10 protein-coding genes, 1 tRNA gene and 4 pseudogenes are annotated in these 12,558 nt (G+C 58.8%); 7 read left to right on the top strand and 8 right to left on the bottom strand.

What is annotated here, in order from left to right; genetic code table 11:
* Positions 1 to 276, top strand: a 276-nt coding sequence (locus CRO75_RS30605) for a transposase (protein WP_143504246.1), incomplete at its 5' end; no start/stop codon positions are given.
* Positions 277 to 954: 678 nt separating this feature from the next.
* Here CRO75_RS30605 and CRO75_RS30595 read toward each other — a convergent pair.
* From CRO75_RS30595 to pgsA, 3 genes and pseudogenes are all read right to left on the bottom strand, one after another.
* Positions 955 to 2,795 (bottom strand): annotated as a pseudogene (locus CRO75_RS30595) (integrase arm-type DNA-binding domain-containing protein).
* Positions 2,796 to 3,017: 222 nt separating this feature from the next.
* Positions 3,018 to 3,093: transfer RNA gene (locus tag CRO75_RS30590), tRNA-Gly, on the bottom strand.
* A 62-nt stretch (positions 3,094 to 3,155) separates the two neighbouring features.
* Positions 3,156 to 3,716, bottom strand: coding sequence for a CDP-diacylglycerol--glycerol-3-phosphate 3-phosphatidyltransferase (pgsA, locus tag CRO75_RS30585; RefSeq protein WP_009049612.1), 561 nt, complete (start codon positions 3,714 to 3,716; stop codon positions 3,156 to 3,158).
* Positions 3,717 to 4,074: 358 nt separating this feature from the next.
* On the opposite strand from pgsA, the pseudogene CRO75_RS33465 reads away from it, so the two are divergent.
* The 3 pseudogenes from CRO75_RS33465 to CRO75_RS33460 all read left to right on the top strand — a co-directional run.
* Positions 4,075 to 4,641: pseudogene (locus CRO75_RS33465) on the top strand (PAAR domain-containing protein); the annotation flags it as partial.
* Positions 4,642 to 4,757: 116 nt separating this feature from the next.
* Positions 4,758 to 5,635: pseudogene (locus tag CRO75_RS30570) on the top strand (polymorphic toxin type 44 domain-containing protein).
* Positions 5,565 to 6,024: pseudogene (locus CRO75_RS33460) on the top strand (hypothetical protein). The pseudogenes CRO75_RS30570 and CRO75_RS33460 overlap by 71 nt, the downstream one beginning before the upstream one ends.
* 8 nt (positions 6,025 to 6,032) lie before the next feature.
* Here the strand turns inward: CRO75_RS33460 and uvrC are convergent.
* From uvrC to CRO75_RS30550, 3 genes are all read right to left on the bottom strand, one after another.
* Positions 6,033 to 7,856: an excinuclease ABC subunit UvrC gene (uvrC, locus tag CRO75_RS30560; protein ID WP_097140298.1), complete on the bottom strand. Its 1,824-nt coding sequence runs from the start codon at positions 7,854 to 7,856 to the stop codon at positions 6,033 to 6,035.
* Positions 7,857 to 7,858: 2 nt separating this feature from the next.
* Positions 7,859 to 8,500 carry a UvrY/SirA/GacA family response regulator transcription factor gene (gene uvrY, locus CRO75_RS30555; RefSeq protein WP_020295157.1) on the bottom strand — a complete coding sequence of 214 codons (642 nt, stop codon included), beginning with the start codon at positions 8,498 to 8,500 and terminating at the stop codon, positions 7,859 to 7,861.
* Positions 8,501 to 8,645: 145 nt separating this feature from the next.
* A complete protein-coding gene (locus CRO75_RS30550; RefSeq protein WP_009044410.1) occupies positions 8,646 to 9,011 on the bottom strand; it encodes a helix-turn-helix transcriptional regulator in 366 nt (121 codons plus the stop codon).
* Positions 9,012 to 9,092: 81 nt separating this feature from the next.
* Here CRO75_RS30550 and CRO75_RS30545 point away from each other — a divergent pair, with 81 nt between their 5' ends.
* Entirely contained in the window at positions 9,093 to 9,323 is a 231-nt protein-coding gene (locus tag CRO75_RS30545; RefSeq protein ID WP_025810110.1) for a DNA-binding protein, read from the top strand.
* Between the two features lie 56 nt (positions 9,324 to 9,379).
* Here CRO75_RS30545 and CRO75_RS30540 read toward each other — a convergent pair whose 3' ends face one another.
* Together CRO75_RS30540 and CRO75_RS30535 are read right to left on the bottom strand one after the other, a co-directional pair.
* Positions 9,380 to 9,826, bottom strand: a complete 447-nt coding sequence (locus CRO75_RS30540) for a GNAT family N-acetyltransferase (protein ID WP_097140296.1) — start codon at positions 9,824 to 9,826, stop codon at positions 9,380 to 9,382.
* On the bottom strand, positions 9,823 to 10,581 hold the full coding sequence (locus CRO75_RS30535) for a carbon-nitrogen hydrolase family protein (protein WP_097140294.1): 759 nt from the start codon (positions 10,579 to 10,581) through the stop codon (positions 9,823 to 9,825). The genes CRO75_RS30540 and CRO75_RS30535 overlap by 4 nt, the downstream gene beginning before the upstream one ends.
* A 158-nt stretch (positions 10,582 to 10,739) precedes the next feature.
* On the opposite strand from CRO75_RS30535, the gene CRO75_RS33585 reads away from it, so the two are divergent.
* Together CRO75_RS33585 and CRO75_RS30530 are read left to right on the top strand one after the other, a co-directional pair.
* Complete coding sequence (locus CRO75_RS33585) at positions 10,740 to 10,874, top strand: hypothetical protein (RefSeq protein WP_256596248.1); 135 nt, start codon at positions 10,740 to 10,742, stop codon at positions 10,872 to 10,874.
* A 348-nt stretch (positions 10,875 to 11,222) separates the two neighbouring features.
* Complete coding sequence (locus CRO75_RS30530) at positions 11,223 to 12,314, top strand: 3-deoxy-7-phosphoheptulonate synthase (RefSeq protein WP_097140292.1); 1,092 nt, start codon at positions 11,223 to 11,225, stop codon at positions 12,312 to 12,314.
* Positions 12,315 to 12,558 lie beyond the last annotated feature (244 nt).

Here is a 12,558-nt window from a genome sequence, read left to right as displayed (position 1 = left end):
GATGCTGAACACCTTCGGCGCTATTGCGACCGCTACCGGATGCAGCCGGTGATTCCCTTGCGCACCATGAAGCGCAAGCCAAAGCCCGGCCTGCCCAGGCTGTTCGATAGGCCCAAGTACCGGCAGCGCAACATCATTGAGCGCATGTTCGGTTGGCTGAAAGAGAATCGACGGATCGGTACGCGCTACGACAAGCTGGCGAAAAGTTTTGCGGCGATGGTCTCACTGGCTTGCACCATGCGGTGTTTGCGACATTACTTTTCGTACACTGCCTAGCACCTGACCAATCCGTACGAATAGCAAGCGGCTGAAGTGGAAACCGGCAAAATCAACATCTCGTTTCTGAGCTGCCACTGCCAAAGGTACCTGATCGCGAAGGCATTCCACCAAAGCATCAAATTGCCGCAAGTACCGGGCACGACGAAACGGATACCCATAAGGCTCACGCCAGAATCCATTTGCTTGTGAATGCTGGACATAACGAGAGATCAGCCTCTCTTCGTGGACTGCCTCAGCGAAGATCGTACCATACTCCTCGACAACGACGCGCAGGCATGTATCGTTAGCTCCTCGGCTCTTCGAAAGCCTTGTCGCACAAGTCGAATCACTGCGTCTGGGCAGCCGTCACGAGCGTCACGTAAAAGTGCTTCAGCATCAGACTTCAAAATCGAAAGTGAAGGTGTATCTGGAGTATCCATGACCGAACCTCAAATTATCAGCATGAAACCCTAGAGGATGCTGACCATTGAGATGGCTTGAAAGAGGGGGATAACACGACAGTGCAGGGGCTTCACCAAGCTAGAGCCGAACGCCTCCGTCAGTGACGCGTGGTGGAATATTGAGAAATTACTGTGCTGCCGTCAAGATGCTGCCACTTCGATTTTCAGGCTAACATTTGGACTGGTCGCTGAATGCAAACGGCGACATCCATTGTCACCGCTCGAAGATGGCGTCTCAGCTTGAGCTCAGCGCACCGCAAACGATTCGCACAGTCACGTCGAAACTCTCTAGTGTAAGCACATCGATTGGCGAACCACCCTTCAGTCGCTCATGAGGCTCACAGACCGTCCGATAAAGCCTCCACGCATCGACATCCGGAAACCGCGCTAACGCAGCAACTACCAACTTGTGCCGCAGTGGATCAAGCTGCCAATCGGGAATGTGCTGACCGCGATTCCCCAGGCTCAGGGACAGCAGGCGCCGAGCCTTAATATCGCGGTTGATCTGATCTCGGGATTTGCCTGCCAGTTTGGCGAAGACAAGCAGCGGCAAATTACTCGAAGCTTCATAGGTGGCTAGCATCTCGGCCCGCTGGCGTTGTATGTCAGATACTTGGGGTTCCGTGCAGCTGTTCAGTCTGCGCTGGAGCAGGTAGGACAGGTGAATGCTGAGCCGCGTTAAGGACCGGCTCGTTGCTGACGGACATTTTGGAGGCGGGGACTGTCGTCGCTGGGAAGCCACTGTTGTACAGAACGGCGTTTGCGTTCGCGCTTTCCAACGAAGGTAACGAAGCTGCACCCTCTAAACGAATAGTAAGCGGAGAGCTTGCCGCTTTCAGCTGGCCCTGCCCCCACAAATCCAAACGGTTCGCCCAATCCTGCATCATGGTCCGGCGCTGCTCCACATATTCCACGTGATTGTAGGCCGCACTCACCTTGTCCGGATCGGCATGTGAAAGCTGAACATCCACCCACACTTTGGGGTATCCGATCTCGTTCAGCACCATCGAGATCGTCTCCCTCTCCCATGACCGGTGAGTTGATCGGCATACCCCATCCGGCGCAACGCTCCATTCAAAGTGTTCTCACTGATGCGCTTGCTCAGGTCGCTTCGATGCGCAAACAAGTAGCGTTGCGCGGGGACAACCTGGTCCAGCAAGTGACGCACGATCTCCAGTGCCTGAACTGACAGCGGCACGATATAAGGCGGTACATCTTGGACCTGCTTACCTGGCTTTCGCATCGCTAACTGAAGTTGTTTCACCACCTCCGCCGGTATGATCCATAACCGCTTCTCCAGATCGAACTGATCGGGAGTCGCCAAGCGCAGCTCGCCAGTACGGACACCGGTCAGCAGCAACAATCGAAGGCCAAGGCATGTTTGTTTGGCACCGCCGTAGTTCCGAAGAGCAAACATCAATCCCGGGAGCTCGTCCATACGAAGAAATGGATTATGCGTAACAGGCGGTTTGGGGAGCGCGACAACATCGAGATCTGAAGCCGGATTGTGTTCAAGCCCCTTATTTTCACCAGCGCATAGCGGAACAATTGATTGAACCAGGTCCGACATTTTTCGGCTGTCGTTAAGGCCTTGCGCTGTTCGATCCTGCTCAGCAAATCCAGCAAATCGTGACGATTGATATCGTAGATAGATCGTCCACCCAGTATAGGCAGGACGTCTTTATTGAAAATTCTCAAGATCTGCGAGAGCGTGCTTTGGCGGCCCTCCTTCAGACTCAACCTGCGGAATTCCACCCACTGATTGAACACGGCCTCGAAGGCATGCTTTGTCGTAATACGAACAGCAAGCCGCTGTTGTTTGCGATGCTCATAGGGGTTGATGCCTTGGGCAATCAAGGCGCGCGCCTCGTCACGTCGAGTACGTGCTTCTTTGAGGGAGATTTGTGGGTAGCAACCCAAGGACATGCGTTTCTGCTTGCCTGCCCAGCAGTAGCGGAAGAGCCAGACTTTTCCGCCTCTGGCCGTCACATAGAGTGTGAGGCCATCACTGTCGCCGAGGGTGTAGTCATTGCTGGTAATTCGGACATGCCGAACTGTCATTTCTGAGAGTGCCATCGCGAGCTCCTGAACAGAGTCAGGGCCAGATGCTCATCTCGCCATGCAAACTGCTCCAGCAACAAACCGATTCAGTACGCGTCAGGATTCTGGACTTAATCCTGGACTTAAACGCACCGGATAGTGCTGGATTTTAGTGGTTCCCGCCGGAACGAAAAAAGGACCCGAATGCCCTGATTTCAATCGCTTACAGAATTCAGTGGGATTCTGTAGCGCTATGTTTGGAGCGGGAAACGAGACTCGAACTCGCGACCCCGACCTTGGCAAGGTCGTGCTCTACCAACTGAGCTATTCCCGCGTCTTGGTAGTCTGCATTCTATAGAAATTCGAAACTGCGTCAACCCCTTGATTCAAAAAGTTTTATTTCTTTTCCACATCGGTCTTCAGGTGCGGCCAGGCAGCGCGCAGGTACTGCAGCATGGACCACAGGGTCAGGCCTCCCGCGATCAGCAACAAGGCATAACCCAGCAGCACCCAGAAGGTGAAGGCCGGCGGGTTGGCCAGCAGGATCACCAGCGCCAGCATCTGCGCGGCGGTTTTCCACTTGCCCATGTTGGACACCGCCACTTGCGCGCGGGCACCCAGTTCGGCCATCCACTCGCGGAGGGCGGAGACGACGATTTCACGTCCGATGATCACCGCCGCTGGCAGGGTCAGCCACAGGTTGCCGTGCTCTTGCACCAGCAGTACCAGGGCCACCGCCACCATCAACTTGTCGGCCACCGGATCGAGGAAGGCCCCAAACGGTGTGCTTTGCTCCAGACGCCGCGCCAGGTAGCCATCGAGCCAGTCAGTGGCCGCGGCAAACGCGAAGACGGAACTGGCGGCCATGTAGCTCCAGTTGTAAGGCAGATAAAACAGCAAAATGAAGATTGGGATGAGCAGAACGCGTAGAACGGTGATCAGATTAGGGATATTCATCGGCACAACTGGCTACGAGGTGAGTTGGCAATCTACTCAGAAAGGGCCCAGATGAGGCAGGCAGTGGCCATTCTACGGGCATCTCGCACGGCATGTCTAACATTGTTCTAACAGAGTTCTAACACTTTGAGGCCAGCGCGGGCGCGATAAGGACCCATGCGGACACGCGATAAGACTCAGGCGCGAGGGCCCACGGGGGAACCTGGGCGCACATGGGGATTGAGGTGGTCATTCAGATTTTTCTGCCAGATTCTCGAAGGGATCAGCAAAGTTCAGAATCATCCTGCAGCCCTCCCCTTTGATACTTGGTAAGCTCGCGAGGCTCTAAAAGGACCTTTACACGCAAGGATGATGTTCAATGCTTTCTTCTGCTCGACTGGGCGACAAACACGTCTGCCCTCTTCCCGGTCATGGCACGACCCCTATCGCTTCCGCTTCTGGTGACATAGACATCAACTTCATGGGGCGGCCCGAGTCGGTGACACTTGCGGCTGTGGTGCAGTCATTACCACAGGGTTTCCCTCGATCATCCTGAATGGTCGTCCTATGGCCCACTTGGGGAGCCCCACCAGCCACGGCGGGACAATCATCACGGGGTCGGGTGATACTTTCGGTGGTTTTGTCATAGGGGCCTGCTCCTGGGGCTGCCATCATCAACTTCGTAGCACTCGGGGCAATCCGGCCAGATGGCTCAGTAGATGTCCATTTTAAAAAAGGCTACCGCGCTCTTGATGTCGGAAGAGCACGAGCGCACGCGCTGATTGATCAACTGAGCATCCAAGAGCCGGTTGATTGGCTTTGCGTGGTCTTTGATATCACTCGCTCGTGCCACTATGCCCACCGCCTCAGACGTCGAACTCCGGACGTTGAACGACTTCGGTTACGCAGTCGAGTCAATGAGCTGCTTACCCAGAGTCGAAGCTCAGGCCGAGAAAAAACTTAACGTCGTGTCCGGGATTAGTTGACCACTACATAGGGAGCCCGACCAGTCACGGTGGGACAATCATTACGGGGTCGGGTGACACCTTCGGTGGCTTTGTCATGGGCCCCACTCCTGACGCGGCAATCATTAACTTCGCAACCCTCGGTGTGTTTCGCCCAGACAGCTCGGTAGACGATGAAAAGATGGCAACCTTGCTGGCCGACCCGAGGCTGACCGAGAAGGCGACTGCTGCAAATGCCTTGATTGATCCCAATGCGACCTCTAAGGCGCCTGAAGAGCAGCCAGAGGAGAAGGTCTGTGCCGACCCCGACCGCATGGAGGAACTGGCGAGCTACATTGCTGGCGAGATGAACCGCAACATCAACAGCCCGTCCGTGCGGCAAATGAAAGATTTGAATAGCTTTGACCCCGCAGCAGAAACAAGAAAGTACGAAGCCTTGCCCTTTTACATGCGACTCGGTCTTGCTCCAGACTTCTACAGCTTGGCGCTCGGAAAGAAAGCAAAGGCTTTTGCTATCTGGACTGAGCGGGTGGGACAGGATCGACCTTGGGATCACAAGCCGAAAATCCGTAAGGCATTCGGCGGACTTTGGCAAAAACAAGGAAAGTACGATTATTTTTATGATATCTGGTCGAATGTCCATTATGGGTACGTGGGCCGCGTTGCGGGATTTTCCGAGAGCGTACTTGCAGATGGGGCAGGAGCCGAGCAGATAGTTTCAGACTCCTGGGGGAAGGTCAGCGATATAACAAAACCACCAGAAAGGCGGAAACATCGAGGACCTCACCAGGCTGAAAATGTTGACGAACTCCGTGCGACAACCCAGATCGTATATCTATCAGTATCGGCATTAAACTCTTTAACCAACATCCCAACGGTGGGATAACGGCGAAAATGGTTATGGATGAAGTTCTTGCAGTTACACCACAGGAATGGGGAGCTGGTGTCATTGAGCACAAATGCAAGAAAATTTAAGGTTCGTTACTTGCTCCTTTTCCTCTTAATAGCTTCGCTGGTGGCTTGGTACTGTGCTACTCCCGGCGTAATTGTCCATTACCCGAAAGAGGCCACGGACGAACTGCGCTTAATTTGGGACACACACGACAAGATTACGCGGCAGCGGATGCTACCAGGGGAAGCTACATCTGAGTTTGGTCATATTCCCTGATGAGAACTTCTTCATGGTGTTCTTTTGGTGGACCGACAGAGGTTTTCGGAAATGCATCGACATCACACCTAAGCGCTGGGCAACGATAGACATCTACCTTGACAGGACTGGTAGGGTCGACATCGAGAGAACTACTCCTGACGTTATTGCTCGGTTGAAGAAGTGTGATGGCGAGCCTGACCCTTTCCGCCCCTGAGCTCTCCCCTACTCGCTATGCAAGTTCGCATAAATCAGTTCAGCGAGCTTTTTACTGATCCCCGGCGCCTTGGCGATCTCCTCGATGCTGGCGCGAGACAGTTCCTGCAATCCACCAAAGTGTTTCAGCAGGTCGCGGCGGCGCTTGGGGCCGACGCCGGCCACGCCTTCGAGGGTCGAGGTGCGGCGGGTCTTGCCGCGGCGCGCGCGGTGGCCAGTGATGGCGAAACGGTGAGCCTCGTCGCGGATCTGCTGGATCAGGTGCAGCGCCGGTGAGTCGCCCTTGAGGGTGAACTCATGGGCCGCATCGTTGAGATAGAGAGTCTCGAAGCCGGCCTTGCGCGTCGCGCCCTTGGCCACCCCCAGCAGGATCAGGTCGGGCACCGCCAGCTCGTTGAGCACGTCGCGGGCCATGGATAGCTGGCCCTTGCCGCCGTCCACCAACAGGATGTCCGGTAGCTTGCCCTCGCCGTCCTTGAGTTTGCTGAACCGTCGGGTCAGGGCCTGGTGCATCGCCGCATAGTCGTCGCCGGCGGTGACGCCTTCGATGTTGTAGCGCCGGTAATCGGACTTCAGTGGACCTTCCGGGCCAAATACCACGCAGGACGCCACGGTCGCCTCGCCGCTGGAGTGACTGATGTCGTAACACTCCAGGCGTTGCGGCGGCTCGTCCAGGTTCAGCACTTCGGCCAGGGCTTCGAAACGTGCGGCCACATGCTGCCGATTGGCCAGCCGCGCGCTCAGGGCCTGCTCGGCGTTGGTCACCGCCAGTTGCTGCCAGCGCGCCCGCGTGCCACGCACCCGGTGGCTGATGCTCAGCTCGCGACCGCGCAAGGCCTGGATCGCGGTGATCAGGGTCGGGAAATCTTCATGGATCACGTTGACGATCAGCTCGCTGGGCAGGTCGCGCTCCGGGCTGCTGAGAAAGTACTGGCCAAGGAATGCCGACATGACCTCGGCCACCTCTTCCTCGATACCCACCTGGGGAAAGAAGTTCTTGCTGCCCAGCACCCGACCGCCACGCACGCTGATCAGGTGCACGCAGGCGCCGCCCGGGTTGACGAAAGCCGCCACCACATCGACGTCGCCGCTGCCGCCTTCCATGCTCTGCTGGTCCTGCACCCGCCGCAGCAGGGAAATCTGGTCGCGCAGCTCGGCGGCCTTCTCGAAGTCCAGGGTGCTGGCCGCCTGCTCCATGCCGGCCGACAGTTCGTCGGTCAGGGCATTGCTGCGGCCTTCGAGGAACATCACCGAGTGGCGCACATCCTCGGCGTACACCTCGGCCTCCACCAGGCCGACGCACGGCGCCTTGCAGCGCTTGATCTGATATTGCAGGCACGGCCGGGTGCGGTTCTTGTAATAGCTGTCCTCACATTGTCGGACCATGAAGGTCTTTTGCAGCAGGCTCAGGCTCTCGCGAATGGCCCCGGCGCTGGGGTACGGGCCGAAGTACTTGCCCTTCTGCTTCTTCGCCCCGCGATGGATGCTGAAACGCGGAAACTCGCCGTCCGACAGAAACACATAGGGATAGGATTTATCGTCGCGCAACAGGATGTTGTACGGCGGCCGCCATTCCTTGATCAGCGTCTGCTCCAGCAGCAGGGCTTCGGTTTCGTTGGCGGTGATGGTGGTTTCGATCTGTGCGATGCGCCCCACCAGGGCAGCGGTCTTCGGCGCCAGGCCGGTCTTGCGAAAGTAGCTGGCCAGGCGGCTCTTCAGGTTCTTGGCTTTACCGACGTAAAGCAGACGTGCATCGCCGTCGAACATGCGATACACGCCAGGACGGCCACTGCAGGTGGAAAGAAAAGCACGGGGATCAAACGGGTCGGTCATTGTCAGGCGCTGGCATCGACCATGCCGTGTCGAACCGCCAGCAACGTCAGTTCGACATCACTGCTGATCGAGAGCTTCTCGAAGATACGGTAACGGTAGGTATTCACGGTTTTCGGAGACAGGCACAGCTTGTCGGAGATGATCTGCACTTTCTGGCAGCCGACAATCATCAGCGCAATCTGGATCTCGCGCTCCGACAAGGCGTCGAACGGTGAATCACTGGACGGCTGGAATGACTTGAACACCAATTGCTGGGCAATTTGCGGGCTGATGTAACGCTGGCCAGCAAACACCAGACGGATGGCCTGCACCATTTCGTTGAGACCCGCGCCCTTGGTCAGATAACCCGCCGCGCCGGCTTGCAGCAAGCGAGTCGGGAACGGATCTTCTTCACACACAGTGACGGCCACGACTTTGATATCCGGGTGACTGCGCAATAACTTGCGCGTGGCTTCAAGACCGCCGATCCCGGGCATCTTGACGTCCATGAGGACCACATCGGGTTTCAATTCCCGGGCCTTGAGCAGGGATTCCTCCCCTGATTCGGCCTGACCGACCACTTGCAGGCCATCGATGTCAGCCAGCATTCGTGTAATACCTGTACGAACGAGATCATGGTCATCGACTACTAGCACCCTAATCAAGCAGACACCTCGCGATTTGGTCTTATAGGTTGCCGGACACCTTAGCAAAAAAGCAGCGTGCTGACCTAATGACAAACACCATATAAAAAGCACTTGTTCACCAGGGGTATCCGGTGGATGGTTGATGCGCTGCGAACGCCCTGCCCTAAGGCTCTCGGGCGTCCGCCTTTCTTTTCATGAGGCTGGAAACCGAAAGCTCGGCAAGGGTATGGGTCAGGTGCCGGATCGCGTCCTGATCTTCCTTGTACAAAGCCCGATAACTGACGAGGATTTTCTCTTCGCTCTGGCTGAGGTTATCGGCCCTGGTCGGGGTCCGCCTGCCGGTCACTATATAAAGGACATCGACCCCTTTTGCCGCCACCCGGGACAAGTAATCCGCCTTGGGCACACGGTCTCCATTTTCATATCTGCCTTGGGCATTGGCTTCCACGCCGCCAACTTCACCAAATTTTTTCTGCGACAACCCCAGGCGTTCCCTTTCCTGTCTTAACCGCGAACCGATTCCACTCATTTGGATGTATGATCCTTTTTTATGCACCCCTAGGGGTGTTACACCCTTCAAGCATTGAACAAATTTGAACGGTTTTGAACTATGCCCGGTATCCGCACTGCCGCACAAGCCAAGGCCTGGCTTGAACATCAAGGTAAATCGGTTCAACAGTTCGCCCGTGAGCACGGGGTCGACCCAGCCACCACCTACCAGGTATTGGCCGGCCGCAAGAAAGGACGACGCGGAGAGGCGCACAAGGTGGCCGTATTGCTGGGTATGAAAGACGGCATCATCCTCGCCGAGCCCGAGGGCCCCGACCAGGAACCCGCCTGAGCCTCGCCTGTCGCCACACCGCTCGGAACGACCGCGCCGCGCACAGCAACCAGCGGCTACGCATCCGCGGCGCTGCTTCGCTCCATCCGCAGAAAACACTCGTCTTCCCCGACCACCTTCAGCCCCATGCGCCCATAGAGCGCCTGCGCCGGGTTGTCCTTGAACACTGTCAGCCGCAGCAGCCCGCGCCGTTCGCCGCGCGCCATCGCCCGCACCTGTTCGATGGCCCAAGCCCCGACACCCTGCCCGCGAAACGCCTCGAGCACATGCAACTCGCGAAGATACAAGGCCCTGGAATCGCGACTGAGGCTGACGAACCCCAGTACCCTGGCGCCCTGGCAGATCAGCAGGTTCTCCCGCCCGGCCCAGGCCACATCGAAGGCTTCGTCCAGCCACAACAGGTCGTGACGAATGTAATAGCCCAGCATGGTGCTGCGGGTCAGGTCGCGGGCGAACAGCAGATCCTCCGGGGTGTTGGCCGGACACAGTTGGAAACCGTTCAAGGCGCTTCGACCGTCACGTGTTGACCACTCCAGCGACCGGCGTGGCGCCGGGCGATCAGCAACTCATCGCCACAGCCTGCGGCGGCCACGATCAGAGCGCCATCCGGCCCCCAGATCGCGCTGCGGCCCGCCGACACCCAGCCCCCGGTCGGCCCGCCGTGGTTGGCCATCAGCACCAGCATTGCATGCTCCGCGGCATAGCCCTGCAACAAGGCACTGTCCGCGGCGTAGCCGTTTTCGCTGATCAGCACGCCGGCGGCATAAATACCGGCACCGGACTGCGCCGCCGCACGCGCGTGGCTGGCCTGGGAGAAATCGGCGCACACCGCCAGGGCCACCCGGTCCTCGGCGAAGCTCAGGTGCGCGCCACCCGCGCCTGGGCTGAACACCAACTCCTCGCTGGCATGCAGATGCTGCTTGCTATAGACCGCCAACGACCCATCGGCCGCCAGCACCAGGGCGCCGATCAACAGCGGGCCCTCGGCCGACAGGCGAATGGGCATGCCCACCACCGCCGTCACCCCCAGCTCCCGGGCCAGGTCGCGTAACGGTTGCAACAACGGGCTCTGGGGCAAGACCGCCAGCTCGGCCGCCAACGTGGGCTCGTAACCGGTCAGGGACAGCTCGGGAAACACCAGCAATTGCACGCCCTGCTCCGCCGCGGCGCGGATAAAGGCCTGGTGCCGGGCGATATTGCCCGGCAGGTCTCCGGCAACGGAAATCGATTGGGCGGCGGCAAGGGTCAGGGAGGTCATGATTCATCCTGAATGAGCACAAATGAGGGCGTGGCGAGTGTGTCATAAAACTTCAAAGCGCTTAACTCATAGGCACTTACTGGTCATGTAATAGGAATTTCCGATTGAACCGCCACCCCGGCCTCTAGTAAGCTCGGCCCACTTCACGGAGAAACAGCATGTCGTCCCTCACCCTTTCCATGCATCGTCACACTGCCAGCGCCTCGCGCGTCGGTGCGGCTGCCTGGGTGAAAAACGCCTGCGCTCCGGCGAGCTTTTATTTTGGGTATTGGTTTAGCCACTGGCGCGCCTGATACCCAAACGGCGCCCACTTGAACGGGTCGCCTACCAGAGAAAATCTCACCCCCGGTCGGCCTCCCGACCGGGGGTTTTGTATTTCTGGGCCAACGATTTTTAACCACGACTTTCAGCAACACATCGAACTTACCGAGGATTGAAACCATGAACTACGCCACCTATTACCGCTACGACACTTGCACCACCTGGCGATTTAGCAGCCTCCGTTCGGGACAGCCTGCCGCCTCCGATCGGTCACCTACTGGTGGCAAACACACCTGCACAGCCAATCCGGCCAATTGTCGAACACCCCAGTAGGGCCGCGCGCGGGACATTACCCGCCGCCTGCCCAGGAAGCCTTGAACATGAACTCGTCCGTCTCCGCTCTGCCGCTGTCCACCCGCCACTGCGCCAACGAAACCCTGAGCCAGCGCCTGCCCAGCTCGCTGGAGCTCAAGCAGCAACTGCCGCTCAGCCCGGCCCTCGGTCAGCAAGTCGCCGCCCATCGCCAGGCGGTGCGCGCCATCCTCAACGGTGAAGACTCCCGTTTGCTGGTCGTCGTCGGCCCCTGCTCGATCCACGATCCCCAGTCCGCCCTGGAATACGCCAGCAACCTGGCCAGCCTGGCCGCCGAAGTCAGCGACGACCTGCTGCTGGTGATGCGCGCCTACGTCGAAAAACCACGCACCACCGTCGGCTGGAAAGGCCTGGCCTACGACCCGCGCCTGGATGGCAGCGACGACATGGCCGGCGGCCTGACCCTCTCCCGTGAACTGATGCGCGAAATCCTCCGCCTGGGCCTGCCGATCGCCACCGAGCTGCTGCAACCCATGGCCGCGGGCTACTTCGACGACCTGCTGAGCTGGGTCGCCATTGGCGCGCGCACCACCGAATCGCAGATCCACCGGGAAATGGCCAGCGGCCTGGGCATGCCCGTGGGCTTCAAGAACGGCACCGATGGCGGCGTCGGCATCGCCTGCGACGCCATGCGCTCGGCGGCGCACCCGCACCGCCACTTCGGCGTCGACAGCCAGGGCCATCCGGCGGTGATCCAGACCCCGGGCAATCCCGACACTCACCTGGTGCTGCGTGGCGGCCATCGCGGTCCGAACTACGATCGCCAGAGCGTGGCCCAGGTCCAGCACGACCTGCAGAAGCTGAAGATCCCGGCGCGGATCATGGTCGATTGCAGCCATGCCAACAGCGGCAAGGACCCGTTACGCCAACCGGCGGTGTTCGGCGAGGTCCTGGAACAGCGCCTGCAGGGCGATTCGTCCCTGGTCGGGGTGATGCTGGAGAGCCATCTGTTCGAGGGTTGCCAACCCCTGAGCCCGACGCTGCGCTACGGGGTTTCGGTGACGGACGGTTGCCTGGGCTGGGACGCCACCGAGCAGCTGCTGCGCAATGCCGCCCGGCAACTGCGCAACAACCGGCAAGACATTCCGGCTTCCGCCTGAACCTGCACCGTAGGAGCGAGGCTTGCCCGCGATGAACGATAATGAGGTGTAACTGACCTTTCGCATCGCCTATATCGCGGGCAAGAGCTGGGCCTGTAGCCGCTGCCGCAGGCTGCGATCGGGGTGCAGCCCCGTAAACCTGACAATGCGGCGTGCCTGGGCTGCGCGCTCGCCCGGCCAGGGCTCGGCAGCGGCTACAGGTGGAGCTGCCGGCCATCCTTTGCTGCAACGCTTTGACGGAACT

It is taken from the genome of Pseudomonas sp. LAMO17WK12:I10, from assembly GCF_900215185.1.
In the GTDB taxonomy this organism is placed as follows: Bacteria; Pseudomonadota; Gammaproteobacteria; order Pseudomonadales; family Pseudomonadaceae; genus Aquipseudomonas; species Aquipseudomonas chlororaphis.
The sequence above is the reverse complement of the archived record's forward strand: the minus strand, read 5'-3'. Positions and strand labels throughout refer to the sequence as shown.